We start from the raw sequence: 26351 nt of genomic DNA on the forward strand, positions 1-26351 counted from the left end.
CGTGGTTGAGCGAGGCTCGTGCGTGCGGAGTACGCGCGGTGGAAACCTTTGCGGAGGGCCTCGAAAAGGATGGCGATGCCGTCCGGGCTGCCCTGACCTCTCCCTGGAGCAACGCCCAGGCCGAGGGCCAGATCACGAAGCTCAAGCTCCTCAAGCGTCAGATGTATGGCCGCGCCAACTTCGACCTATTGCGTCGTCGAGTGCTGCTCACCGTCTGAACCTACGGTCCACACGAAGTGCGGGAGAGCCACGGAACTGGGCGACTCCCAGTACGGCCAACGGTGGCTGCGAGGACATCCGCAGCGGCCTCGTCTTCGCCGTCATCCCAAGCGAGCTGAACTGGAACGACGCCATCTGGGACTCGGCGCTCGCGGGCAGTTCCCCCTCCCGGCGTCAGCGACTCCGGCCGGCCCTGGGAATGTCTGCCTTCGCGCGGCGACATGCGCTCCAAGGCAGTTGCTGCGCATCCTGGTGGCTCCCACCGTTGTCCTCCTGGCCCTGGAGGGAGCGGCATGCACTCGAAGTATGGCTTTGCCCTGGTGTGTCTGGTGTTGATGGGGTGCGCGGAACCAGACTCAGCGCCGGATACCGTCAAGGCCCAGGCCTGCGCGCCGGGCGTGGCCCAGCGGGTGAAGGTCGTCATGCCTCCGGGCGACGACCCGCCCTGGGACGAGCCCGCACCCGTGAATCTGGTGGACGCCCAGGGGACCCTCTACTTCGCCGTGAACTTCCGCGATGGCCGCAGCGCGCTGTGGCGCAGCGACGGCTCGGATGCGGGCACCTTCCCGGTGAAGTCCTTCCCGGCGGTGACACCCCGGCGGAACAGGGGCCTCGGCGGACTGGTCCCTGTGGGCAGCCAGGTCTTCTTCCAGGTGTGGAACCCCGACACCGGCAAGGAGCTCTGGGTGAGCGACGGCACGGAGGCCGGCACGCACCTGGTGGCGGACCTGATGCCGGGGACGGCGGACTCCTCCCTGCGCCTTCCCACCGCGCTGGACGGCGCGCTGTCGTTCTTCCGGCTCACCCCGGTGGCGGCGGGGACACAGGTGGAGTTGTGGCGCTCGGATGGGACGGACTCGGGCACGGTGCAGGTCGTGAACTTCGGGGTGCTCGCCGCGCTCCAGGGGCAGAGCCTGAGGGGGGGCGACGCCCTGCTCTTCTTCCTCGTCGGGCCCGGCAGCGGCACCGCGCTGTGGCGGACCGATGGCACGGCCTCCGGGACATCCTTCGTCAAGCGGCTGGACGCCGACGTGGTGCCCCTGGGTGACGTGCGGAGCCCCGACAGCGGAGCCCCGGGATTGTTCACGCTGCTCGACGGCCCCAACACGGAGGTGTGGAAGACGGATGGCAGCCCGACCGGCACGGTGCGCCTGGACACGTTCGGCCGGAGTATGCGGTTGCTCGGAGCGCTGGGTTCGTCGGTGTATCTGACGTCGGCGGATACAACCACGCGGCGCATGGGACTGTATCGCCTGTCCCTCGCTGGCGGAGGCAAGAGCACCGTCAAGGTGCTGCCCAATCCCTACGCGGACATGGAAGGGACGACGCCCTACCTGCAGAACACGGCCAGCTCCGGCGGGCGGCTCTACTTGTCCGTGGCCATCGGCAGCCCCTTCCCCGGCCCCGCCGCGCTGCGCGTGGGCCTCTGGGTGACGGATGGCACCGCCGAGGGGACCGTGCAGCTCCCCGTGGAGCTGAGCATCTCGGAGTACTACTGGTCCCCTCTCTACGCCACGGGCATGGGCGCGGTGCTCTTCGGCGGGGACACGTCGCCCCTCTCCTACAACGAGCCCTGGGTGACGCGGGGCACGGCCATGTCCACGGGACAGGCCGCGGACATCGGCGGGGGAGGCGCGTCTCCCCAGGGCTTCGCCCGCGTCGGGGAGCGGGTCTACTTCAGCGCGAAGGACGACACGTTCGAGCCCCAGTTGTGGTCCCTGCCCGCCGACCTCGCGTGTCCTCCGGGCCCCGCTCCGGAGTAGGCGCTCGCCCCGCGCGTCAGTGGCGCGGGAGTTCCAGGGGCGCTCATCAGACGGGAGCCAGGTGGCTGGGAGATGACCTTGGCTTCGCGAAGAAGGGGGAGCGCTCGGTGGGAGTGTCCCGGCGGTGTTCGCGGAGCTCGAGAGCGGCGGATGGCCGCGGGGGGCCCGCGCGAAGTAAGGTGGCTGGTACACCTCTTTCCTTGCCCGCCGCTTCACGTCCATTTGGGAATCCTCAGATTCGCAGGATTGCTTCTCGTCATGGCGGCCTGTGCGCCCCGTCCCGTGCCTGTCATTCCCGCCCCTTTCTTGAGTCCCGTCGTGGTGACGGTTCCCAGGCCGCTGCTCACGGTGTTCCGCCATGAACCGGATGGGACAAGCGCTGAGTTCGGGCGGTTACCACCAGGGCCCGAAGGCTTCACCCCACCTGACACAGGCACCTGGTACGCAGAACCCTTGCTCCCCGTGCGTACCGACGCGGACGCTCGCGAAATCGCCGCCGTGTTGCGTGAGTACCGAGTGCCCGAATTGGGCTTTGGCTCGGTCGGCGTTCCAGCCCCCGGGCTGCTCGCGGCCCTTCTCCAAGGGTCCGGCGTCGTCGCGCTTCAGTTGTCTGGCACGGACTTCGGCAATGCGCACCTCGCCTCGTTGGAAAGCGAGACTCGACTCGAGGCCCTGCACCTCAATGCCACCCAGGTCACCAACACGGGGCTGGCTCCTCTCAAACGAATGCGACAACTGGCGGTGCTGCGGCTGGACGAAACGTCCGTCTCGGACACAGGCCTTGCGTCGCTCTGGGAGCACACCACCCTGCGTCGAGTCTCCCTCGCCGGAACGGCCGTAACCTCCCAAGGACTTGGATTCCTCGCGAGGCAACCGGGGCTGGAGGAACTCGACCTGTCTGATACCGCAGTGGACGACGCCGTCCTCGCATTGTTGCCGGGCGCTTCGTTGCATACGCTCAACCTCAGCGGCACGAAAGTCTCGGATGCCGGTCTCCGCTGCATTGACGCCATGCCCTCCCTCAGGCGGCTGGGCCTCGCGCGTACTGCTGCCTCGAACGCCAGCCTCGTGCATGTCGGGGGACGACGTGAACTGGAAGCCCTCCACCTGGGCAGCACGCGGGTGACGGACGCTGGGTTGCTCCACCTCGCGAAGCTGCCCGCGCTTCGTGCGCTGGTCCTCAGCAAGGCGCGAATCCGAGGCCCAGGCCTTCGCCACCTCGCGGGCAGCTCTCGACTGGAAGCGCTTCACCTCGACGACACTCTCGTGGACGATTCAGCGCTGCGCCATCTTCGGGGACTCAATGAGTTGAGAGAGGTTGACCTCTCGCACACGCTCGTGACGGGCACGGGACTTCAAGAGTTGAGTGCCTTGGTGACGCTCGAATCCCTCGGGCTCTCTGGACTCGCGCTGACTGACGGGTCCCTCACGGCACTCGCGCCCCTCAGCCAACTGACGCGGCTCGCGCTCAGCCACACGCCGATTGGATTGGAAGCGCTGAACAACCTGGGGGCCCGCCCACGCCTGAGACACCTGGACTTGAGCAAGACCCGGTTCACTGACGAATGGGTGCCCGCCATACGCCAGGCCTTTCCCGGCCTCCATTCACTGAAAGCCGAACGCACCCTCCTGACGGACGTAGGGCTGGGCCAGTTCGCTCACTTGACAGAGCTGGAGGCAATCCATGTCGCGGGGACGCTCATCCGGGGTACCGGCCTCGCGAGCCTGCACACCCTTGCGCGACTCACGACGCTCGACCTCGGCGCGACCAGGCTGGACGCAGAGGGCCAGAAAGCGCTTCAGGAATTCACAAAACTCGTCTGGCTGCGCCTCGCCGGCGGCCAAACCGGGGACGAGATACTCGGCCACCTTCCCAGTTCGCTCCGAACCCTCTATCTGACGCGCACGAAAGTCACTGACGCGGGCCTCCCGGCGCTGCTCAGACTGTCACGCCTGAGGGAACTCGACCTGCGCGGGACCGCGGTTTCCGCAGAGGCCCAGAGCGCCCTGATACGGGAACGCGGCATCCACCTCATCACCGGGCCGTGAGCCGATCGTGGGCCGCCTCCACCCTGTATCAGGGACGAAGTCTCCTCGGACGAGCCTTCCTGGGTTCTTTGTACTCAGCGTACGGATTTCGCTGGCGCGCGGGCCCCCCGTGGCTAATCTCCGCCACGGCCAGCACCGGGTTCGTACGACTGCGCCACAGCGACGAGTCGCGAGCGACGGCGGGTTCTGCCGGCTCTACGACGACGTGGGCTTCTCGGGGACCTACAAGGGCGGAGGGACCTATGCCCCGCTCTCCTACTCCTCGGGCATCGAAGATGAGTTCAAGGTGACGGTCTGCTCGAAGTAGCGAGCACACCGACGACACCCGGCGATGCGGTCCGGCGCCTCGAACCGGACCGCCATTGCCCGGGTGCTTCGACGACGACAACCCCGTGCATCCTCACACGAGGCTGCAGCTGCGTTCCCCCATCGAGCCCCGGCGCGCGGTATCACCCCACTGAGCGTGTCCGTTTTGACAGGGGCAACTCCACGGTCCCCACCCCCGCGACCCGAGGCTCACGGGTAGGTCTGCTTCAGGTAGATGGCGTCCTCCATCGAGGGCGGCAATTCCTTCCAGAGCCACAGGTCGACCCGCGTCCCCACCAGGGACTTCTGGCGCGGCTCGCCGTCCCCATCCGAGAACACCAGCAGGAGGTCCTGGCGCGACGGAGGCACGGCAAGGGCACCGACCGCGCCGAAGGGAAGCCGGCACTCGATGTCCTGGCCTCCCTGCCGCGCCCGCCACCGGCACCGTGCGCCGCGTACGGGCCAGTCCACACGGGTCCCCCGGAAGTCCCTCCACTGGCGCAGGGACGCGTGGCCCTCCGGCTCCAGGACGACCGCGTAGTACGGACGGAGCTCCAGGTGGTCCGCGAAGACGGGACTCAAGCCAGGCCGAGCCGGCGTCACCCGGTCGTCGCCCACCTGCGCGGCCAGGTACAGCGCGTCGGCCCCCTGTGCCAGCCGCCACGTGACGGACGCATCCAAAGGGCCCTCCCACGCACCCAGGCCATGGATGACATTCGAGTCGGTGAGCGCCGGGAGCGGCTGGACCGGCCCCCACGCCGCGTCGCCCGCGATGTCCCCATCCACCGTGGGCTCGGCCTTCATGGGGACGGTGTGGTAGCCCTCCTCGTCCAGGAAGGCGACCCGTGACGGCGGAGCCGGCAGCACAAGGCGGTCCGGCGAGCCGATGAGGACACAGGCGCTCGAGACGATGTCGCCACCGCTCCCGCCGCCCTGGACGAAGGTCGCGCACACCTTCGTGCCCGTCAGCGCGACTCCGCTCAGGCCAGAGGACCCCACCACCTCGGCGAACTTGAGGACATGCGGAGCGCCTCCGTCCGACTGCCCCACCACGCACTCCCACACCCCCTCATCGGCCCCGAGCGCGATGCACGCCGACGCCGAGCAGGAGCCCACCGCGGACACCGGCTGCTCGCCCGCGCCCGCCGACGTGGCACAGAGCTTCGCCGCCTCCTGGAGGAAGCTCGCCGCCGGCTTTCGCCCCGTGCAGGTGGGAGGCGCCAGCGTGGGCTCGCTATTGGACGGCTCGATGGAGCAGTAGGCCTCCTGCTGCTTCGACTTCGACTTCGGCTGCGGTCTCGGCTCGGGTAGGGGCGTGCGAGCCGTCGTGGGCCCGCGCTCGGTCGTCCGAGCCAGCTCCACGAGCGAGCCGTCCTTCCGGCGCTTCGAGCGCAGCACGAACGTGCGACGCGCTTCGTCCCGTCCCCGCACGTCGATGCCCCCCGCCTCGCTCGCCCGGGTGACCTTCGCGTCCTCGGTCCCGGTGAGCGCCAGGCTCCCTGTCACCGTGCCCTTCCGGTCTGTCACCACCAGGCACCAGTCCGCGGGCATGCCGGGCAGCGGGGAGTCATTGCGCAGGGCGACGCAGTAGTCCTTCTTGCAGCGCGTGTCACATGAGAGGTGTTCCCAGTCCTCGGGGTCCGTCATGCACGACACCACGTCGGACACCTCTCCCACGTCGCGGCAGGCCTCGCCCGCGGAGGCGCGCGAAGCCAGGACAACGAACCCCATCAGCGCGAAGTGCAACGCCATTCTTCGCTGTCCACTCATGGAAGCCTCGCCCGCTTCTGCTGCTCGATGGAGCGCGCCTCCTGAAGGGTCGGTGGCACCTCGCTCACGAAGTTTTCAGTCAGCAGCGGCCCCATCAGCGTCTCCTGCGTCCCGGGCTGGTCAGCGTCCGAGACCCAGACGGAGAACCACGACGGACCGGGCACCGCGGGGATGAAGAAGATGACGCCATTCGGGATGCGGCACTCGACCGCATAGCCCCCGTCCTCGGAGGCCCAGACGCACTGGGACTCGAGGGGCCAGTCGACCTCACGTCCCCTCCGGTCCCGCCACTGCCGCAGGGACACCTTCCGGTCCGCGCCCAGCAACAGCGCGTACCGAGGGGCCTCGATTCCATTGCGGCCGAAGTCGAGCTCCAGGTGGTCCGTCCCGACGGCTGGGACGCCCCGCGCCAGCGGAACCACCCGGTCGTCCCGGACACGGGCGGCGAGGAGCATGCCGTCCGCGTCATGCAGCAGCTTGAGCCGGACGGAAGAGTCCTCAGGACCGCGCCACGCGCGCGGACCGTACAGGAGGTGGGCCCGCGTCTCGGCCACCACCTCGCGAGCCTGGGCCCACGCGGGGTCATCGAGCGTCCCATCCACCCGTACCGGAGACATCGCGGGGCCCACGAAGTACACCCCGTCCGACTCCAGCGGCGAGCCCTGGTTCGGCAGCAGCAGTCGGTGAGGCGGGGCCGCCGCGTAGCAGAGTTCCCGCAGGCAGGCCGCCCGGTTCGTGCAGCCCCCGTCCACGTGCGCGCAGAGCGTCTCTCCCCGCACGTCCCATTGGAAGGCGTTCCCATACACGCGAGGCTGCGGGAGCCCATGGACGGCCCCCTTCACATCCACCCAGACCAGGCACGACCAGCCCGCATCCAACGCGCCGTTCTTCACGGGCACGACCGTCAGACACCCCTGTGCGGAGCACGCGCCTTGTGGCGGCTTCAGCATCGATGCGGGGTGCCCGGTACTCGTGCAGGTGGCGCGGGCCTTGTCGACGACTTCGGGGGACGGCGCCCTGCCCGTGCAGGCAAAGACCTCCTGCCGGCGACCCGGAACGGTGCAATGGCCCTCGGGCGGTGGACGCGGCGGGCCCTCGAGCGGCGGACGGAACGTGAGGGACTCCGAGGCTTCGAGCTTCCCCTCCTGGGTGCGGATGAGCCGGACATGGCCGACAGCACCACCGACGAGCACGGTCAGGTCCACCATGCCCGACGCCGACACGTCCAGGCCCGGGCGACCGAAGCTTCCGGGGCCCAGCGACCAGGAGCCGGTCACCGCTCGCGTCCGGGCATCGAGCGCGAGCACACACAGCCCGCGCTTCCCGGCCTGGAACTGCTGCTCATCCGTGCGGATGCAGAACCCCTGCGTACAGACCTCCTGGCACACGGAGCGGGGGTACGAGGGATTCGACTGACAGACCAACGTCGAGGGATTGCCGGGCACTGCGCACGGCGTCTCAGCCGCTGCGCGAGCGCCAGCAACAAGGGTGATGACCAGGGCGAGACACGCTCCTCGCCACCCTGTCTTTGGAATGCCCATGAACTGATACCCTTGCGATGTATGTGCCACGCCGAAGTGGGCACATCATGCACGAGAAGCGTGGCCCTACAACCACAGCGCCGTGGTCCCGAGGCCGCAAGGCGCCCGCGGAACCTGTCGTGGACCCTGGCCTGAATGTCGAAGCGGGTTGAGCAGCAGGAGCGGATCGAGGGCGCCGAAGAGTTCGAGGGCAGCGGGCCGCGAGGGCGGAGTTCAACTCAACTCGCCCCCCAGTTGCCCAAGAAGTCGCCCATGGTGAGTCGCACGCCTTGGTTGCGCAAGATGCCGTAGGCGGTGGTGACGTGATAGAAAAAGTGAGGGATCGCGAATGCGATCAGAAACTGGTGGCCACTGGAGCGCATCGAGCCACGGCGGTGCTCAATCACGACCTCTCGACCGAGGCCGGCTTCGAGGTCGCCTGGCGCGAGCTCTCGCAGATACGCAATCGTCGCATCGAGCCGCTGGTGCAGCTCCGCGAAGCTCTTTGCATCGTTCGCGGTCGGCACCCGGGGCGCACCCAGCAACTGCGCGATCGCCAACCTGGCCCCCTCCGCGGCCCAATGGACTTGAGCGGCGAGCGTGTACATGTGCAGGTCCGCTGGCGAGTCACTCGCAACGCCGCGCATGCGCCCTTCCGCGGAGATCCGCGCGTCCAGCAACACCGCTTCTCCGCTTCCACTGGCAGCGGCATGTTCTTCGGCCTTCGCCAACTGCGCTTTCAAGTTGGTCAGTCCTCGGACAAACAGGCCAGCAGAGAGTTCGTAGGCATTCAAAGACATGGTCCATCCTTAACCGAGTCATGCGCCGGTGCCAACCGGTCCCAACCGGCGCGTATTGGGGGCTGCCTCACGCGCCCGTCAAAGCCGGGGCGGCTCCACGATGGCAGGCTTGCGCGCGGGCAACAATCCTGACGCGGAGGCCCCTGACTCTACATCACCGGAACGAGCTTCATCGTTGGTGTGGCATTTCCTGTCGACGGCGAATCCACCGCACGCCGAGCAGGACAGCGCTTACTCCTTTCCTTTCGTCGCGGAAAGCACTTGCGTCAGCGCCTCGGTCGCGCGATTGGCGGCATCCGCGTCACCACGCGCAGCCAGCAGCTCGGTCAATTGGCGCAATTGTCCGGCCGTCAGGCCCACCCGCATGCTCGCTGCCATGTGCGAGCGCAACTGAGGCTCCACGCCCGGCGTGGCCGCCAACGCGCCGACCGTAGCCAGCTCGCGGCTTTGCCAGTCGAGATTGTCACGCTCGAAGATGTCCCCGAACAGATGCGCCTGCAAATACCGATTGATGACCGGCGCAAAGTCGAAGAGGGGCCCCTGGACCGGCGCGCCAGAAATCTTGGTCTGGTTGGCGGTTCCAATGGCGACAAGCTCATCCCCAGTGGGAATGGCTCGGCTGGGCTCACGCCCCGGTGCATCTTGGATTCCGCGCTGCTTGCGCGCCTCCACCACTTTCAGCAACTCACCCAGCGCGTTGAGGCTGCGCGGAAAGCCGACGTAGGCGTAGAGCTGCACCAGAATCTCCTTGGCCTCGCTGATGGCCAGTCCCGCGTCCAGCCCTTGGTTCAAGGCGGCGTTGAGCTTGGGCATGTCGCTCGCGGCCATGAAGGATGCAATCAGTGGAATGGCCTGCTGTTTGGCGGGAAGGGCTTGTTCGGCTGTCATTGCCTTGGGCTCCTGTGGGGCGGCAGCGCCGGCTGCGCCATATTGTTCATCGGTCACCTTCTCCATCCAAATCACACTCTTGCCCTCCGCGGAGCCGGTCACCGCCAGATGGGTCATCGCGCTCGTCGGCGTGGCACCATGCCAATGCTTGACGTTGGGTGGGCACCGCACCACGTCACCGGGGCGGATTTCCTGCACCGGCTTGCCCCATTCCTGCGTCAAGCCCACACCCGCCGTCACGATGAGGAATTGCCCTCTGGGATGGGTGTGCCATGCCGAGTGGGCGCCAGGCTCGAAGGTCACGTAGGCGGTCGAGGCATTGATGTCATCGCTGGCGGACGACAAGCGCTCGACGCGTACCTGCCCGGTGAAGGAGTCCACCGACCCGGCCGTGGAAGCCTGGGTGCCTGCGCGAATGATCTGCTGGGCGTCCGCGGCGGAGTTCGCAGCGCCATGCTGAGCGGCTGCGCAGCCCATGAAGAGGGCTGCCGCGCAAACCGCGACTCCGAAGAGAGGCTTTTTCATGAGGCGGGTCCTATCTCGCCGAGTGTGCTCGAAAGAGCGATAGCACCCTTCCGTCATGGGCGTCCGCCTCCATCGAGGTGCTTCTCCTCAAGGAACTTCGACAGCAGATTCGCGATCTCGACGTTGTTCGTATCGGAGAACGGGAAGTGGGTGTTGCCCCGGATCCCCAGTTCCGGCAGGTGGACCACCGTGGCGTCACCCCCGTGACGATTGACTGCGTCGCGCCAGAGCCGTGCCATCGCGAGCCGGACGCGCCAATTGTCCTGCCCGGGGTTCGACGACGGCGCATCGGGGATGTTGTCCCCGTAGTAGATCATGATGGGAATCTTCGTCAGCGCCTTGAACTGCTCGAGAGGAATGCCCACGGCCTCAAGCGGCCCCGCGGAACTGGACATCGGGGCAGGCACCTCTCCCACCGGGAAGACGAAGCCGCTGCCGGGTTCGTACGACACGACCGCCCGCACGTTCACGCTCTTCATCGCCGTGAGCCAACCGGGGCCGCCACCTTGCGAGTGGGTGACGAGGACGCCGGGCCCCATCTTGTCGAACAGCGAGGCGACCGCGCGCGCGTTCACTTCGGCGTCGAAAGGGCCCGTGTTTGGAGTCATCGCGCGGAAGAACTGGTTGAGCGCCTCGGGCTCTTGCGAGAACCGCACGCCCGGGAAGTAGTCAGGCCAGACGCCGATACGGAAGGTGCCGAACCACAACTGGTCGTCGGTCGTGGCGGGAATGGCCGAGGCCACGGTGCTGCGTCCAGCGTCACCACGACGTGGCTGGTCGAGCAGGTAGACGGAGAAACGACGACGCAAGAAGAGATTCTGAAATCCCTCGCGCCCGTCCGACGTCGTCTCCCACGTCTTCGAGGATTGCCCGGCGCCATGCCAGAAGACGAGGGGCAGCGGGCGCGCGTCGACCGGGACCTGGTAGAAGACATAGGCATGATCGCCGTGGAGGGTTCCACCCTCCGGTGACGGATGGAGTGGGTCGAAGGTGCCGGGACTGGTCACGACGGTGCCCCCCACGGCGAAGCTCCCCTGCTCCTTGAGTACGAGGGCGGTCGACGCCGACGTCGGGACATCGCTTCGGGCGGCCCTCACGCAGGCGCTCGACCCGAGGAGCGACGCGACGAGCCACAGTCGGCTCCACCCTGAAGAAGATAGCGTCCGCATTGGCATCACCTTCCGAGCGACCTGCCGTAGAACTCCGTCAGCTTGTTCATGGCGGCGTCCACATACTTGGGGACCCAGTAGGTCTCGATATGCGTGGCGCCGTCGACTTGTACGTGACGGTCCGCATGTTGACCTTGCCGGGCTCATTCTTCGCAATCGCCCCTCCATAGACCAGGGTGAAGGGATTGTTCGCGTTGCCCGGCGCCAAGGGGCCCGGTGACTCGCGACTGTCAGCGCGGACCGTGGAGGACTTCGCGCACGACGTCGTCATCGCGCTCGCGAAGAGAAACAGGTGGACCCATGCGCTTCGGTTCATGGCTTTGCGTTTCCCTGAGTTGCCTTCGTTGATTACAGGTCGCAGTCGGTGAGCCGAAGGCGGCGCTCGGGCAGCCCAGCCCCTACACCGAGCTCTTCGACGTGGCCTCGTCGATCTCGCAGGTCCTCCGAGGTGAATTCCACGTCGGCGGAGCCCATGTTCTCCTACGGGCAAATGCCCTGACCGACGACAGGAGAAGTATCCGCCCCGGCCCTATCGGACAAGATGGCGGGGGAGCGAAGGGCTTTGAAGCTGCGCTTGAAGATGGGCCGTTGCCAGGCGGGTAGCCCAAAAGTTCCGAGACGACTTTGGGCTGGTACGCCAACCTGCTCTTCGCCGTCACGGTTTCCCTGATGCTCGTCGGTCTCGACCATGAGGCGGTATTGCTGGGCGCAGCGCGCCAATCTCCTGAGACTGTCTTCACCCACTCCACATGGTTCGGGGCCTGACCCGGCGTCGCTACAGGGCCGTGAAGAGATACGTCGACGGCCCGCTCGCGGAGGTGAGCCCCTCCTCCGTGCTACATGCCGCCAGGTCCAGGTTCAGAAAGGTCGCCACCTGCGTCACCTGCGCACCCTGAAACAGCCCAGACGTGATGGGCCCTTTCAGGGTAAGGACGCGTTGGCCACTCACGCTGGTTCCCACAATGGTCGTGAAATGCCAGGTACTGATTGCTCCGTTGTTCCACACAAAGGTCTGGTCACCCTCATCGGTGGCCAATAACGTCACACATGACGCCGTGGTCTCGCCCGTGAAGGTGGTCGTGAAAGAGCTCACGCCCGCGGGCAGCCCCACTCCCGTGCAAACCCCTGACAGCTCACTTCCCATGTATTGGATGAGCTTCGACGTATACGTCAATCCGGGCGAATAGGTCATCTGCGTCGTTCCAGCCGGACAGGTGATGAGCAAGAGCGCGTGCGCGACGGACGGCACCGTCAACAGCCCCAGCACCGTCCCCGCCAGCAGCAAGGAACGAGGCGACGCGGAGGAGAACCGCGTTGGATGAAGCTTCAGACTGGCTTGCATTCAACCCCCCAGGGAAGAAGAGCAGTGCGCTCATTCTCGCAGCAAGGGGCCAGGAAATCCCTGCCTGCGTATCGGCCTGTCTGCTTCTCGACGGAGGCTCTCCAGGGAGTCCTTGCTCACTCCTGACGCTCCTCCACCATCACCCGGAGAGCAGCCGCGCCATTCCTTGCGGGGTGGCTACCTCCGGAAGCGCTGGCTCTTTCGCTCGTTCTCCCGCGACCTCACTGTGACGCCCGGGCGATCTCCGTCGGACTCATGCCCAGGAAGCGGCGCAGGCAGCGGGCCATATGGCTTGGGTGTGAGAAGCCCGCCTCCATCGCGATCTCCGTCAGGCTCTTGCGCCCTTCCATCAAGCGCAGCCGCGCGCGCTCCACGCGACGCTCCAGCACGAACCGATGAACCGGCAATCCCGTGGCCTGTTTGAACAGCGGCTTGAAGTGAGACAGGCTGAACCCCGCCACCCCCGCCACCCCCGCCAGTTCCGCCAGCGTCAGCTCCTCGTCCAGGTGCGCCTCGATGTATTCGACCACCTGCCGCAGCCGCCACGCTGGCAATCCATGGCGACGCCTGGGCGCCGAGTCCTCCGTGGGAGACTGCAACGCGAACAGCCGTGCGGCGAGCGCCGTCGCCAGGCTGTCCACGAAGAGCCTCCCCCCCGGATATCCATCGTGGTCCTCGGCCTGCATCATCCAGCCGATGCGCTCGACCTGCGCGTCCCGGATGTGGATGGCCGGATCCAGTTCCGTCCCTTGCGCCCCCAACCCCCTGGCCTCCGCGGCCTCCCTCATCAGCGCGGGCGTCAGCCGCAGGAGCAACGACCGGGCCGGGCCCGACAACGTCCACCGAGTGCTCGACCCCGCCGGAACCACGCAGAACTGACCGTGGATGCGTGCCGCCTGACGCTCGGCCTTCCCCACGCGATACGTCACCGGCACCGGCTCCCCCACGTGCAGACAGAGGACATGGCGGTCATCCACCGGCGAGTCGAACCGACCCGACGGAACCGGAGACGTGAGCACGTCGAGCAACGGCGTGCGCCCCGGACCGTGGCTCTTCAGCAGCGCGGCCGGAAGGCTTGGGTAGCACGAGGGTCGATCAGACTGGAGTTCTCCCCATGAGACGTCGGTTCTTCCTCAAGTTCGCGGCCATGACCCTCGCGGCCAGCACGCTCGGCGCTTGTGCATCCCACCCGGAGTCCCACTCCACCACGGCTGGCGTCACGGCGGTCCCAGTGACGGACGCGGCGACCTGGCGCGCGGCGCGACGCTTCGCCCCGCTCTCGTTCGGAAAGATTGCCTACGTGGAGCGCGGCTCGGGTGATGTCGCCCTGTTCCTCCACGGCGCCCCCCTCAATGGCTTCCAGTGGCGCGGCGCGTTTGACCGGCTGTGCGATCTCCGGCACTGCATCGCTCCTGACTTCATGGGCCTGGGCTACTCGGAGGTCCCCGAGCACCAGTCACTGGCCGCCGCGGCCCAGGTGGACATGCTCGCGGCCCTGCTCGACTCGCTCGGCGCCTCTCAGGTCGACATCGTCGCCAGTGACAGCGGAGGCGCGGTCGCCCAGCTCTTCCTGGTCAAGTTCCCAGCGCGGGTCCGGACACTCCTCCTGACGAACTGCGACACCGAGCCGAACAGCCCTCCACCCAAGGTCATGCCGGCCATTGAGCTGGCTCGCGCTGGGACGCTCGCGGCCGACACCGCCGCGTGGCTCACCGACCCGGCCATGGCCCGCTCGACGTTCGGCGCGGCTGTCTTCCAGAACCCCAACACCCTCACCAACGAGGTCATCGAAACCTACGCCTCGCCCGTCGTGAGCTCGCCGAAGCGGCAGGCCCAGTACCACGCCTTCCACCAGGCGTTTCTCCCCAACCCGCTGGCGGGAATCGAGGCAAAGCTCCTTGGCGTCCACATCCCGGTCCGCATCGTCTGGGGCGCAAGCGACGACATCTTCTCGAACGAGGACGCGCACTACCTCGACCGCACGTTCCCCGGCTCCCAGGGGATTCGCTTCGTGCCGGGCGGGAAGCTGTTCTTCCAGGAGGAGAACCCCGACATCATCGCGGAGGAAGCCCTCCGACTGTGGAAGGTCGACTGACTTGCCTCCGTGTGGACGGGAGACGGCATCCTCGCGAGCTTCAGAGGGTCCGAAAACCGCGGGGCAGGTCATCCACCTCCGTGGCGGGCCCGTTGCGTCCTCTCCTCGATGCTCCCAGGCAGACACACCCGCCGGGGCCCGTGCAGGCGGCCCCGGCGGTGGGATTCGACTCTTCCGCGACGGGAGGCGGACTTACGGAGCGCGCGCCAGGTCCACGGTGAGGCAGGGCTCCATCTTCTCGGGGGTCACGAGGAAAGGCGCCTCGCGGTCCAGGTGCCGGGAGATGCCCGGCGTGGCGAAGCCAATCTGGCCGCCGCCGTCGTAGATCAGGGCCAACCAGTCATTCTGCGCCGCGGGGAATACATCCCCAGCGAAGCCGTTGCGGTTGAAATCCAACGAATAGGCGCCGTTGTCGACTTGGACGTTGTTGTTGAAGTCGAGGAAGTTGCCTGCATGGCCAAAAATGTTGACGCCGTTGACGCGCACTCCGCCGATGCGGTCAAGGTCCGCTTCCGTGGTAGGCGCAATAGGCGCGAACGCAGAAGTCTCAAGGATATTCTGCTCACTGAAGGCAGCCACCCGCACACGCGAGTAGTCGAGCACGCCGCCAATGTTGTCAATGACGAACCCATGAAACTGGTATTCGTAGTTCATGATGCTCAGGTAGTTGGGCTTGTAGTTGGCACCGTCATTGCCACCGTGGTCCAGGCCGATGTTGTGTCCCAACTCGTGCATCAGGGTGCCAGCCACCGCCACGTTCGGTACGCCGCCCCAAAAGCCCAGTGACACCACGAAGTCCTGGGCAGGCAGCCCGCGCGAGATGCCGCTGGAGTTGCCCCCGTTGTATCTGTGCGCGAACAGCATGTAATGGAAGTACGGCGCGCGGCTCGCGGCGAAGTACTTGGCCTTGATCGTGTCGAAGTCGGTCCAGACAGGACTCAAGTCCAGGTCCACGTCCGCGGCGGCGATCTCCTGACTCACCACCAGGTGCAGCGTGATGCCCGTGGACCCATTCGGGTTGCTCACCGGCGCTTTGGCGAAAGCCGTGATGACGCTGTTCAGCGTGTCCTGGGTCGGCAGGAGACCGGGAAGGTAGTCCACTTCCACGAAGATATCCTTCTTGCGCGGGTTGGCGCCGAGGGCACTCAAATCCACGCCGCCAAAGCCGAACAACTCCACGTAGTCGCTGAGGCGGTCCCCATCCGTGTCGGCGTTGTTCGGATTGGTGCCAAACACAACCTCCACGATATCGCAGACGCCGTCCTGGTCTGTATCCAGTGAGGTCAGGAGGCAGCCAAGAGGGAGCGGGAGTGGCACAGCCTCTGCAACCATCTCATCCTGGCGGGTGCTGCTCTGTACCTCGTCCGGTGGAGCCACGTTGCCACAGGCGGTCAAACCAAGGACGGACAGGGAAACTGTCAGCAGATGCCTGTAAAGTCGCGTCATATTTCTCCCCCTACACTGAAGATTGGCATTGCACCAATCGCCGACATCATCCTCGGATGCGTCTTGAATTGAAAGAGGGATGGGGCCGATTTCGGCGGTCGCACCCCTTGGATTTCCCACCATGTCAGCAAGCAGCTCTAAGCAAGAAAGAGATGAACTCCTTGGTGAAACCAGGCCGGGATGGTTGTGTCTGGCCAAAGTTCGGCTGCCGCATCAGGAGCGCGTCAAGGCCCCATACGGCGGTGCGTCAATGCCAGTGAGCCAGGCGCGCGGAGACCGGCGCGTTCCTGTGTCGGCGACGCGGAGTTGGAATCAACTCCCTTGCCGCGTCCGAATGACCGGGGCAGCGCGGCGCGGCCACTTCGGGCATTCTGCCGGGCATGGTGCCGCCTCCTTCATTTCGGACCTACGCGAAGATGCCCGCAGCGGGTCAACCGAAGTCAGCGCCCAGCCCGGGTGGCCCGTGGATTGCCCTGGAGAAGGTTCATGGCGCGCAGCTCGTCATCGCCGTGCGGGCTGGACAGGTCTGGTTCGGCAAGCGCAAGGCCTGGCTGACCGAGGACGAGTCCTTCTTCGGCTGGCAGCTCGTGCGGGCGCAACTGGGCTCCGCGGCCGCACAGATGGCACAGGCGCTGGGGGCCACGGCCGGCACGGTGTATTTCTACGGAGAGCTCTTCGGCGGGCACTACCCACATCCGGAGGTGCCGCCCGTGCCGGGGCTGTCCGCCGTGCAGACCGGCATCTGGTATGCGCCGGAGCTGCGCTGGTCGCCGTTCGACGTCCTGCTCGTGCGGGATGACGAAGACGAGGGCACCTTGCTGGCCCATCCGGAGCTGGAGGCCGCGGCCAAGGCAGCAGGGCTCATGACGCCTCCCGTGCTTCGACGAGGGACTCGCGGCGACATGGACAGCGTCCCCACGCGGTATCCGACGCGGGTTCCCGGCGTGTTGGGGCTGCCACCCATCCCCGACAACGTGGCGGAGGGGCTGGTCATCAAGAGCGAGCTGCGCGCCTCCCCCAGCACCCGTGCCTCCGTCAAACGGAAGATCGACGAGTTCAGTGAGGGCCGCTTCGACGAGAGCGAGGCGTGGAGTCCCCACCAGGCCCTCTCGCTGGAGACGCTCGAGGAGTGGGCCGCGCGACTGGTCAACCCCGCGAGGATCGCCAGCGCCCTCTCCAAGTGCGGACGCGACCAGGTCGATACGCTGCTCGACGAAGTGGTCCTCGACGTGCGGGTGGACCTGGAGCTGGCGTTTCCTCTCGCCTATCGCTCGCTCGATGCGAAGGCGGAGGACGTCCTGTCGGCCCGGATTCGCGAGCGGGCCCTGGTGCTCATCCGGGCCGCGCTCACGCCTCACGGGACGTGAGAACGGATGGCCCTGAGGACAAGGGGCGACGGCCGGGGAGTTGCCGCCGTCAAATCGGACACGGTCAGCGGGTTGAATTCGTGAGTCGGAACTCGCGCTGGGAGCACATCTCAGTGCGTCAGTGCGAGCGACGCGCGCACAAGCGGCCCGGCATCGCTACAGGGCCGAGAAGAGATACGTCGACGTCCCACTCGCGGAGGTGAGCCCCTCCTCCGTGCTACATGCCGCCAGGTCCAGGTTCAGCAAGGTCACCACCTGCGTCACCTGCGCACCCTGGAACAGTCCAGACGTGATGGGCCCTTGCAGGGTGGTGACGCGTTGGCCGCCCACGCTGGTTCCCACCGTGGCCGTGAAATGCCAGGTACTGGTTGCCCCGTTGCTCCACACAAACGTCTGGTCACCCTCGCTGGCGGTGAACAACGCGGTACATGACACCATATCCTCGCCCACGAAGCTGGTCGTGAACGAACTCACCCCCATGGGCAGCCCCAGTCCAGTGCAAATCCCTGACAGCTCATGCCCCACGCCTTGGATGAGCCGCGGCGTATTCGTCATTCCGGGCGAATAGGCCACCTGCGTCGTTCCGGCCGGACAGGTGATGAGCAGGAGTGCGTGCGCGACAGACGGCACCGTCAACAGCCCCAGCACCGTCACCGCCAGCAGCAAGGCACGAGGCGACGCGGTGGAGAACCGTGTTGGGTGAAGTTTCAGACTGGCTTGCATTGAGCCCCCCAGGGCAGAAGAGCAGCGCGCCCATGCTCGCAGCAACGGGCCAGCAAATCCCCGCCTGCGTGGCGGCCTGTCTGCTTCTCGACGGGGCCCTCCAGGTAGACCTCGCTCCGACTGACGCCCATCCACCATCACCCGGATAGCAGCCGCGCCATCCCTGGCGAGGAGGCTACCGACGCGGCGCATACCGCATCGCCACCGAGCCAGACAACCCGGTCCCGTGTGGGGCACCAAGGCCACTTCATGCAGTGCGTCAGTGCCATGAGTGAAGGCCACGCGTGCGCGCTTTTGGGGGTCCGCGACGGGCCGCTGGAGGAGCCATGGCAGCCCTCGCCGCTCTCTCCACTGCCATCAAATGCCAGACCCCGGCGATTGCCGCAAGCCCCCCCGGTCATGCTCCACCATCACCCGTTTCACTCCCGAAGCAGGAGGCCAGGGGATGCACACGAACGTGGTGACACAACACGAGGTGGTGATTGCTGGAGGGGGCCCGACCGGGCTGATGCTGGCGGCGGAGCTGGCATTGGCGCGGGTGGACGTGGCCATCGTCGAGCGGCGCGCCAATCAGGAGGTCGCCGGCTCGCGCTCGCGCGGACTGCACGCGCGCAGCCTGGAGGTGCTGGATCAGCGCGGGGTCGTCGAGCGCTTCGTCTCGCAAGGGCAAGCAGTCCAGAACGTCGCGTTCGGGCAGACGCTTCTGGACCTCAGCGACTTCCCGACACGTCACAACCATGGACTCGCGCTCTTGCAGGAGCGCTTCGAGCACATCCTGGCGGAGTGGGTGGGCGAGCTGGCGGTGCCCATCTACCGTGGGTGCGAGGTGACGGGCTTCGCGCAGGACGACACCGGCGTCGACGTCGAGCTGTCCGACGGCCGTGCGTTGCGGGCGAAGTACCTCGTCGGGTGCGACGGGGGTCGCAGCCTCGTTCGCAAGGCTGCGGGCATCGAGTTCCCGGGGTGGGATGCGTCGATCAGCTACCTCATCGCCGAGGTCGAGATGACCGGAGCGCCGGCGTTCGGCATCCGCCGGGATGAGAAGGGCACCTACGCCATGGGCAAGCTGGAGGACGGCCGCGTGGGCGTCGTGCTGAGAGAGGAGCAGGTCGGCACGGGCGACGCGCCGACCCTCGAGGGGCTGCGCGAGGGGCTCGTCGCGCTCTACGGGACGGACTACGGCCTGCGCCGCGCCACGTCCCTCTCGAGGTTCACCGACATGACGCGGCAGGCGGCGTCCTACCGGGACCGACGGGTGCTCCTGGCCGGCGACGCGGCCCACGTGCACTCGCCCATGGGCGGACAGGGACTCAACCTGGGCGTGCAGGATGCCGTGAACCTGGGGTGGAAGCTGGCCCAGGTCGTGCGCGGCGTCTCGCCTGAGAACCTGCTCGACACGTACCAGGCCGAGCGGCACCCCGTCGCGGCCCGTGCGCTGCGGAAGACCATGGCGCAGACCGCGCTGAGCCGAGGTGACGCGCGAATGGACGCCGTGCGCGAGACGTTGGCTGAGTTGCTGCAGATGGACGGGCCTCGCAAGCAGTACGCGGCGATGATGTCGGGGCTGGACGTCCACTACGAGCTGGGCAGCGGACACCCGCTGGTCGGGCGCCGCATGCCGGACCTTGACCTGGCCACCCCCGACGGCCCCCGGCGCGTGTTCCACCTGTTGCACGACGCGCGGCCGGTGCTGCTCGACCTGGGCGAGTCCGGCACTCTCGACGTCACGCCCTGGGCGGACCGCGTTCGGAGGGTCGCTGCTCGCTACACGGGGGAGTGGGAACTCCCGGCGCTCGGCGCGGTCACTGCACCCGTTGCGGTGCTGATTCGACCGGACGGTCACGTCGCGTGGGTCGGTGAGGGCACGAACCAGGGCCTGCGTGAGGCCTTGACCCGATGGTTCGGGCCGCCGCGTACGCCGTAACGCGTTTCGCTTGCCTTAGCGGACCATGCCCGGCGGTCTGACGGCCGCTGCGGCATGGGTGCGTCAAGGCGAGTGAGCGAGGCGCGCGAGCGGAGCATCTCCCCCCTGGGGACATACGGGGTGTATTCGGGCGGGCACCGGAACGTCGGTGGATTCAACGGGTCGTCGCAACGCTCGAATCCGAGGAGTTGCGATGGGAGCAAACAAGCGTCGCCGGGCTGCTCGTGCTGGGCGTCCTCCCATGCCGTCGCCCGGGCGCTCCGCGCTCGACTGCGAGTCACCCACTGGTTACGAGAAGAAGCACCGCGCTGCCGCTTGATGACGAAAGCGCGGAACCGGGGCAACTTCAACCCACGGCCTTCGGAAGCGCCCACTTTCCGATTACATTGCCAGCTTGGTCGAAAATCATGACGAACACCCACCACATCTGGCCCATAATTGCCGCAATCTTCATATCCGGCTGCACAGCCCAGACAACCAGGGCCGCATCTGACAATCGTGCCTCAGACAGGGCGGACAGCAACGAATGCAGCAGAGCACGTGCAACCCTTGAGCTGGAGGCCAGAAGCCACACGGATTGCACAGAAGACGACGACTGCCATGCGGAAGATGTGCGACTAATCGATGACGGATGCTGCCTTTCAGTATCTCGAACATGGCAGCAAAGCCCAGAAAGTCGTGCCCTGCTCAATGCAGCATACATCCAATGCAACGGCGTAGCAGACTACTACTGCCCGAAACAGTGCGTCGGCGCCTGCATCAACAAAAAGTGCGTCGGCAAGACAGCCGCAACACACGCACCGGGGTCGCAGTAAGTCCAACTGCCTGAACTAGAGCTGGCCTCGAAATTGAGCGAGCAAGCCCGGGGGCGGAGGGCGGGCCGCTGATCGACCAAAGAGATGGTCATGCCCGAAGCTGGCCAGTGGACCTGACGGATGAACGGTAGAGCCTGTTCGAGCCGCTGATTCCCTCTCGTCCCGGTTCGCCCTCTACACACGTAGAGAGACGCGCCTCCCCGCCCCTCTCGACGAATTACACAAGATTCGGGACGTGACCGGCACCCACCAGGAGACCGCAGCACCTCGAAGGGCTCAGAAGAGGCTGACTTTCGTATACAGGCTGTAGCCAGCGTCTCGTTTCATCCACATGACCCGGCGGCCTTCCCTGACCTCGTTCGCGGTGAACTGGAGCGTGTGGTCCGTCCCCTTCTCCAGGCATTCGACCAGCCAACCGCCCCCGTAGAGCGTGCAGTCCAGCGCCTCAAGAGAGGGGCTGCGGACCGCCCAGTCACTGGCTTGCGATAGCTCTTCCCACTCCATCATCTCCCTCTGGGTCAGCTTCTTCGCATTGGCGATTCCCGTCAGACGGACGGTTTCCTGGATGGGGCCCGCCAGGAGGGCTGTGAAATCCTCGAACTTCTTCGCCTGGAGCAACTGCTGCAACTCGACGATCTTTGCGTGGACCTGATTCTTCTCCGCGTCGCTCCAGACAATCTTCTGGCCTGTCCGCCAGAGAGGGGGCTTCAGCTTCGTGGGTGCCTTGAACGTGAGCGGGACCTTCACCTGGATGTTCCCCACGTCGGAGTAGGTCTCGGCCAGCGCTCGGTCCTTGCCCACCTTCACCGTGAGCTTTTGCAGTTTGCCTTGGACCGTCTCCGCATGGCCGTCGACTTCCACCCGCAGGGTGTTCTTCCCCGGCACCACGAAGTGCTGGATGGGAAAGCCCCGCCGGAGCTCGGGCTCCATGTCCTCTTCGGGGCTGCTCACGGGATGCCGGTAGACGAGGACGTCGTTCACGAACAACCTGGGCCGCGCTTGCGGCTTGTAGGTGAACTCCACGACGAACTGGTCGGGAATCGTGCCCGCGGACTCCGACTTGAGCCGCACCTGGACCTGCGCATGCGCCGCTTCCACGAAAGCGAGACAAAACATCAGAAGCATGCGGCTCGCATTCCCTACCAACCACTGACCCGTACGCACGAACAACCTCCAGGGCTCACTCCAGCGATTGCGTCGAAGGAGCCGACCAACCGGCCTGGAGCCAAGTCTGAGACCTTCTACCATGGTGCCTGGCCCAAACGAGGCAGACAGCCATTCAGCGGTCGAGCCTGGGCCCGTCGACCCGGAAGTCGAACAAGAAGTATGGAGGCACGCACGCGCCTGTTCCAGGAGCGCTGCCTGGGTAACGGCTGCAGCCATAGTCGTCGCGGCAGGGTTCGTCGACGGAACAGGTGCGCGTGGTCATGACCGCCACGAGCCCTTGTTTCCGGACGCAGTCTTCAATCGGGTCCTCCTGCGGAAAACAGACCTGCTCATAGCCGGAGACGAGCATCGGCGCGCACACCGAGGAGCCCGAGCGCGCGCCGGGCTGGGCGCACGGCACGGTGCAAAACCCGAGCGGGAACCCATAGCGATTGGCGATGCACGGAATGGCGTCCGAGGACTGCCCCTGACACACCTCAGGTGGATCGGCGACGATCTGGTCGCCGCTCGCACCCGGGCGGGCGACCACTCGGGCATTCTCACACGCATCGCCGGAGGTCGGAATCGCGGGCGCGCAGTACCCGACTTCGTCGTGATGACTGTCGCGGCACTTGAGCCCGGTCTGGCACGTCCAGTCCGCGAAGGTTGGATCTCCGAGCCCACAATGTGAGCCGTAGAAGCCAGCGGAGGTGGGGTGTTCGGGAAACGGTCGCGGCTCAGCGAAGGTCGTCCCGTCCGCCACGCTCGCGAGCATCCGTGCCCGCCAGCCGAGTTCCTCATGCAGGTGCGGCGAGACGCCGACCGCGAGGGCGTTGAACGTCTGGTTCGGGTCTCGCTCCTCGCCGGGGAGGTGGAAGCCCGCCACGGACCGGCTTTGATGGCAGCCTGTACACGTGAAGCCGTCGAGCCGTCGCAGCAGGCCCCTCGGGGAGCGAACCAGCTTCGCCTTGGCATAGGGGAGCTCGGCGAACACACGCGAGTCGACCTCTGCCTTGAAGAGGGAGCTGAAGACGCGATTGGCGGGCCTGGAGAGCCCTCGGGGGCTCACCGAGATGGCCCGTGTGGCCAGGAACCGGTCCGGAATGACGGAGCGCCCGGCGTCGATGTCCATGAAGCTCTTCACCATCCAGTCCGTCAGCGCCTTGCGCTCCGCCGGATTGAGGTCCGCCCGAGGCGTGTTGAGGAGCGGCCGTGGGATGAGGCGATTCGCCCTCACGTCGAAGGCCCTGAGGACGTACTCCGCGTGGTCGTCCGCCTCGGGGGTTCCCGGCCCGTGCAGATTCTGGAAGTTCGTCTCGAGGCGGCTCATGGGCGGCAGTTGGGTCACCATCCGCCCCACCGCGACGGTTCGCTCGGAGGCGCTCACCGGCAGCTCGCGCCACTGTCTGGCGATCGCCCCGCAGCTCGCGCCCGGTCCCATGGGCAACGGCCGGATGACGTTGACGGTCATTGGCAGGCGGACGACGGGCCGGCCTTTCGGCTGGAGTGAGAGGCGATAGATCAGCCGGAGCTGGCCACACTCCTTGGGCGTCGAAAAGCGCATGTCGAGCCGGTTGACCACGCCCACCAGCTGGAAGCGCGCGTGGGGCGAGCGCAGCCACTTCGGATCGAAGACGTAGTTCAGGCGCTGGGTGTCGAGCGGAAACTGGCTGAAGGCGACGCCGTCCCGACTGGAAAGCTCGGCAAGGTCGCGCTCGATGACCGCGACGAAGGATGCATACCGTGGCGAAGTGAGGAGGCTCTGCGCGTCCTCGGCCGGAGCGCCCAGTTGCTGACCGAAGGCCAGCCCCTGCCGCTCCAGGAGTATCAGCTCCGCGGGGTCAGCGAGCAGCAGCGAGGGTTCGCGAGCGGGCGAAGGAGGCACTCGCGCGGCGGGCGCGGGCGAAGGAGGCACTTGCGCGACGGGCGCTGGCGAGGGAGGCACTTGCGCGGCGCGCGGTTGGCTTGCCGTGGAGCTCGGAGCGCGGGCTGGAGGGCGCTCCTGCGGTTCGCTCGAACAGGCGGCGCATATGAATGCGAGCGTGGTCGCGATAGCGCGCGATCCGGAAAGGCATGCTCTGGACTGGTTCGGTTGCATCGCCGCACCTTTCGATTGTCCTGGGGAAGTGGGCGTGATCCGGTTCGATGGACAGGTTGACGACGCCGCTGCTCTTTCGAACCCGGCCGGTGCAGCGTAGCCGATTGCCAAGGACATGCGCTGCTCATCGTCCTTCTTCACCCACCCCCATGCGCCGGCCCTCCTGCTGTCAGAACGCAGCAGGCGGGCCGACGTCTTCCCTATCGAACCAGGCGCTAGAAATCGACGGCCAGGAGGGCGGCTCCCATCTCACCTGGGTTCTCTCCGCGTGACCTCGTATCGCCGAGCCCGAGCTGACCGTAGTCGTTGTCACCCCAGCATGTGACGTCGCCATCGTCGAGGGTGGCACAGGTGTGGGAGCCCGTCGTGAGTGACGTCGCGGTACGGCCCGTACCGAGGTTGACCGGAGGCAGCGCGTCGCCCATTTGAGCAGGGACCTGACCGCGGTTCTTCGAATCGCCGAGCCCGAGCCGGCCACTCTCGTTGGAACCCCAGCACTTGACGGAGCCGTCATCGAGGAGCGCACACGTGTAGAATGCACCCAAGGAGAGCGCCTTCGCGGTCCGCCCCGTGCCGAGGTTCACCGGGGGCAGCGCGGCGGCCATCTCCCCGGGACCGTCACCGCGAGGTTCCGCATCGCCGAGCCCGAGCTGGCCATATTCGTTGTAACCCCAGCACTTGACGGAGCCGTCATCGAGAAGCGCACACGTGGAATACCCACCGGCGGCGATGGCCCGCGCGGTCCGCCCCGCGCCGAGGTCCACCGGGGGCAGCGCGTCGCCCATCTCATCCGGGCCATCTCCACGATCTTCCTTATCGCCGAGCCCGAGCTGGCCAAACGCGTTGTAACCCCAGCACTTGACGGAGCCGTCATCGAGGAGCGCGCAGGTGTGACCAGAACCCGCTGCGAGCGCCTTCGCGGTCCGCCCCGCGCCGAAGTCCACCGTCGGCAACGCATCGCCCATCTCCCCCGGGCCATCTCCGCGGTTCCTCATATCGCCGAGCCCGAGCTTGCCGTATTGATTGTCACCCCAGCACTTGACCGTGTCATCGTCGAGGATGGCACACGTGTAATCACTGCCGTTGGCGGCGAGCGCCTTCGCGGTCCGCCCGGTGCCGAGGTCCACCGGCGGCAGCGCATCATCCATCTCTCCGGGAGCATCTCCTCGGCGCTCCGTATCCCCGAGCCCGAGCATGCCAGCGACGTTCCACCCCCAGCACTTGACCGCGCCACGCTCGAGGAGCGCACAGGTGTAGTAGGCACCGAGGTGGAGCGACGTCGCCTTCTGACCCGCGCCAAGGCGCACGAACGGGAGCAAGCCGCCCATCTCACCTGGGGCGTCCCCACGGCTGGCCTCATCCTCGAGCCCGAGCTGACCATATTCGTTGAAGCCCCAGCACTTGACGCGTCCGTCCTGGAAGACCGCGCAGGTGTGCAGCGGCCCGGCGACCACCGAGTTCGGAACATCGTCACGGACGCGCACGGCGACCGAGCCGGTCGCGGTCGTGCCGTGAATGTCGGACACCTGGTACTCGAAGCTGGCTGCGCCCGCGAACCCGGGCGTCGGTGTGAACTTCACCTCGTCGCCGAGGAGCTCAACCGTGCCGTGGTCCGCGTTCGCGACCTGGCTCACCGTCAGCCCATCACCCTCCACATCGCTGTCATTGGCGAGGAGCTTCGCCACCGGGAGGGTCAGCCCGCCATCCATTCGGGTGACGGCCGAATCGGCGCTGGCAACGGGAGCGTCATTCACGGATTGGACGGTGACGGTCACCGTCGAAGTGCTGGTGTTCGTCCCATCGCTGACCGTGTAACCGAACGTCGCCGTCCCGAAGAAGTTCGCCTCCGGGGTGAAGGTGACATTGCCACCCGCCAGCGTCACGGTGCCCTGGGTCGCATTGCCAACGGCGGTGACAGCGAGTGAGTCGCCGTCCGCGTCGGTGTCGTTGGCGACGAGCGTGGTAGCCGGGATGACCACGGCGGTGTCCTCGTCGGTCCTCACCCTGTCCGCCACCGCGACCGGGGCCTTGTTTGCCGGAGGAGTCGGCGGTGGCTTCTCCCCTCCTCCTCCTCCACACGCGGCGAGGACCCAGGAGCCAAGAAGGATGGCGCACCGGATGTCAGGGAAGAATCCCGGGGGGCAGGCGAACCGCAACAGCCACCGCGTGGAAGAACGACTCAGAGACAGACGACCAAGCTGATGTTTCACCAGTTCCCCTCATGGAAAGACGCACCACCCCTCGCGAAGAACCCCAACGGGATGCTGCCCCCCATAACGGGGCCTGGAGACGCAGGTCGCAGAGCCAGACGCTCAATTCAACGGGATGGCCTCATCCGAGGAGTCACCAGGTCCCGGAGGGAGGGAACGTCGGACCGTGCGCGCGG

General features: G+C 66.7%; 18 protein-coding genes. 7 read left to right on the forward strand and 11 right to left on the reverse strand.

The annotated features are described in order from the left end of the window. The 4 genes from HUA78_RS37880 to HUA78_RS37895 all read left to right on the forward strand — a co-directional run. Positions 1-218, forward strand: a 218-nt coding sequence (locus HUA78_RS37880) for a transposase (RefSeq protein WP_174478401.1), incomplete at its 5' end; no start/stop codon positions are given. A 294-nt stretch (positions 219-512) separates the two neighbouring features. Continuing rightward, positions 513-1982, forward strand: a complete 1470-nt coding sequence (locus HUA78_RS37885; protein WP_174464058.1) for a hypothetical protein — start codon at positions 513-515, stop codon at positions 1980-1982. A gap of 462 nt (positions 1983-2444) precedes the next feature. Next, a complete protein-coding gene (locus tag HUA78_RS37890) occupies positions 2445-4031 on the forward strand; it encodes a hypothetical protein (protein ID WP_371745756.1) in 1587 nt (528 codons plus the stop codon). 109 nt (positions 4032-4140) lie between these two features. Continuing rightward, positions 4141-4338 carry a hypothetical protein gene (locus HUA78_RS37895; RefSeq protein WP_174478400.1) on the forward strand — a complete coding sequence of 66 codons (198 nt, stop codon included), beginning with the start codon at positions 4141-4143 and terminating at the stop codon, positions 4336-4338. 209 nt (positions 4339-4547) lie between these two features. On the opposite strand, the gene HUA78_RS37900 is transcribed toward HUA78_RS37895, so the two are convergent. The 6 genes from HUA78_RS37900 to HUA78_RS37925 form a co-directional block, all read right to left on the reverse strand. Further along, positions 4548-6089, reverse strand: a complete 1542-nt coding sequence (locus tag HUA78_RS37900; protein ID WP_174478402.1) for a hypothetical protein — start codon at positions 6087-6089, stop codon at positions 4548-4550. Between the two features lie 14 nt (positions 6090-6103). After that, positions 6104-7495: a hypothetical protein gene (locus HUA78_RS37905; protein WP_217442750.1), complete on the reverse strand. Its 1392-nt coding sequence runs from the start codon at positions 7493-7495 to the stop codon at positions 6104-6106. Positions 7496-7866: 371 nt separating this feature from the next. Beyond that, positions 7867-8427 (reverse strand): DUF1993 family protein, encoded by a 561-nt coding sequence (locus HUA78_RS37910; RefSeq protein WP_174464061.1) that lies wholly within the window; start codon positions 8425-8427, stop codon positions 7867-7869. A 231-nt stretch (positions 8428-8658) separates the two neighbouring features. Then, the gene (locus tag HUA78_RS46895) at positions 8659-9840 is read right to left on the reverse strand and encodes a carboxymuconolactone decarboxylase family protein (protein ID WP_174478404.1); all 1182 of its coding nucleotides are present in this window, start codon (positions 9838-9840) and stop codon (positions 8659-8661) included. A 53-nt stretch (positions 9841-9893) separates the two neighbouring features. Further along, positions 9894-10862 (reverse strand): alpha/beta fold hydrolase, encoded by a 969-nt coding sequence (locus HUA78_RS37920; RefSeq protein WP_217442751.1) that lies wholly within the window; start codon positions 10860-10862, stop codon positions 9894-9896. Positions 10863-12572: 1710 nt separating this feature from the next. Next, positions 12573-13370, reverse strand: coding sequence for a helix-turn-helix domain-containing protein (locus tag HUA78_RS37925; RefSeq protein WP_371745763.1), 798 nt, complete (start codon positions 13368-13370; stop codon positions 12573-12575). Positions 13371-13465: 95 nt separating this feature from the next. Here HUA78_RS37925 and HUA78_RS37930 point away from each other — a divergent pair, with 95 nt between their 5' ends. Continuing rightward, positions 13466-14446, forward strand: a complete 981-nt coding sequence (locus tag HUA78_RS37930) for an alpha/beta fold hydrolase (RefSeq protein WP_174478406.1) — start codon at positions 13466-13468, stop codon at positions 14444-14446. A gap of 192 nt (positions 14447-14638) precedes the next feature. Here the strand turns inward: HUA78_RS37930 and HUA78_RS37935 are convergent, their stop codons facing one another. Further along, on the reverse strand, positions 14639-15892 hold the full coding sequence (locus HUA78_RS37935; RefSeq protein ID WP_174478407.1) for a hypothetical protein: 1254 nt from the start codon (positions 15890-15892) through the stop codon (positions 14639-14641). Positions 15893-16272: 380 nt separating this feature from the next. On the opposite strand from HUA78_RS37935, the gene HUA78_RS37940 reads away from it, so the two are divergent. Then, complete coding sequence (locus HUA78_RS37940) at positions 16273-17259, forward strand: RNA ligase family protein (protein ID WP_174465298.1); 987 nt, start codon at positions 16273-16275, stop codon at positions 17257-17259. Between the two features lie 156 nt (positions 17260-17415). On the opposite strand, the gene HUA78_RS37945 is transcribed toward HUA78_RS37940, so the two are convergent. Next, positions 17416-17982 carry a hypothetical protein gene (locus HUA78_RS37945; protein ID WP_174459422.1) on the reverse strand — a complete coding sequence of 189 codons (567 nt, stop codon included), beginning with the start codon at positions 17980-17982 and terminating at the stop codon, positions 17416-17418. Positions 17983-18427: 445 nt separating this feature from the next. Between HUA78_RS37945 and HUA78_RS37950 the strand changes: the two genes are divergently transcribed. Continuing rightward, positions 18428-19906 carry an FAD-dependent monooxygenase gene (locus HUA78_RS37950; protein ID WP_174478408.1) on the forward strand — a complete coding sequence of 493 codons (1479 nt, stop codon included), beginning with the start codon at positions 18428-18430 and terminating at the stop codon, positions 19904-19906. A 1091-nt stretch (positions 19907-20997) separates the two neighbouring features. Here the strand turns inward: HUA78_RS37950 and HUA78_RS37960 are convergent. The 3 genes from HUA78_RS37960 to HUA78_RS37970 form a co-directional block, all read right to left on the reverse strand. Beyond that, entirely contained in the window at positions 20998-21846 is an 849-nt protein-coding gene (locus HUA78_RS37960) for a hypothetical protein (protein WP_174459424.1), read from the reverse strand. 154 nt (positions 21847-22000) lie between these two features. Continuing rightward, positions 22001-23782 carry a hypothetical protein gene (locus tag HUA78_RS37965; protein ID WP_174478410.1) on the reverse strand — a complete coding sequence of 594 codons (1782 nt, stop codon included), beginning with the start codon at positions 23780-23782 and terminating at the stop codon, positions 22001-22003. Between the two features lie 398 nt (positions 23783-24180). Then, positions 24181-26175, reverse strand: a complete 1995-nt coding sequence (locus tag HUA78_RS37970; RefSeq protein WP_371745757.1) for an Ig-like domain-containing protein — start codon at positions 26173-26175, stop codon at positions 24181-24183. Positions 26176-26351: the final 176 nt, after the last annotated feature.

The sequence above is a fragment of the Myxococcus sp. CA033 genome, assembly GCF_013336625.1.
In the GTDB taxonomy this organism is placed as follows: domain Bacteria; phylum Myxococcota; class Myxococcia; order Myxococcales; family Myxococcaceae; genus Myxococcus; species Myxococcus llanfairpwllgwyngyllgogerychwyrndrobwllllantysiliogogogochensis.

Excerpts from the sequence above, each read along its gene's own strand:
- HUA78_RS37940 (WP_174465298.1), top strand. The coding sequence starts at position 16,273 with ATGGTGCCGCCTCCTTCATTTCGGACCTACGCGAAGATGCCCGCAGCG.
- HUA78_RS37930 (WP_174478406.1), top strand. The coding sequence starts at position 13,466 with ATGAGACGTCGGTTCTTCCTCAAGTTCGCGGCCATGACCCTCGCGGCC.
- HUA78_RS37885 (WP_174464058.1), top strand. The coding sequence starts at position 513 with ATGCACTCGAAGTATGGCTTTGCCCTGGTGTGTCTGGTGTTGATGGGG.
- HUA78_RS37935 (WP_174478407.1), bottom strand. The coding sequence starts at position 15,892 with ATGACGCGACTTTACAGGCATCTGCTGACAGTTTCCCTGTCCGTCCTT.
- HUA78_RS37910 (WP_174464061.1), bottom strand. The coding sequence starts at position 8,427 with ATGTCTTTGAATGCCTACGAACTCTCTGCTGGCCTGTTTGTCCGAGGA.
- HUA78_RS46895 (WP_174478404.1), bottom strand. The coding sequence starts at position 9,840 with ATGAAAAAGCCTCTCTTCGGAGTCGCGGTTTGCGCGGCAGCCCTCTTC.
- HUA78_RS37960 (WP_174459424.1), bottom strand. The coding sequence starts at position 21,846 with ATGCTTCTGATGTTTTGTCTCGCTTTCGTGGAAGCGGCGCATGCGCAG.
- HUA78_RS37900 (WP_174478402.1), bottom strand. The coding sequence starts at position 6,089 with ATGGCGTTGCACTTCGCGCTGATGGGGTTCGTTGTCCTGGCTTCGCGC.
- HUA78_RS37945 (WP_174459422.1), bottom strand. The coding sequence starts at position 17,982 with ATGCAAGCCAGTCTGAAACTTCACCCAACACGGTTCTCCACCGCGTCG.
- HUA78_RS37950 (WP_174478408.1), top strand. The coding sequence starts at position 18,428 with ATGCACACGAACGTGGTGACACAACACGAGGTGGTGATTGCTGGAGGG.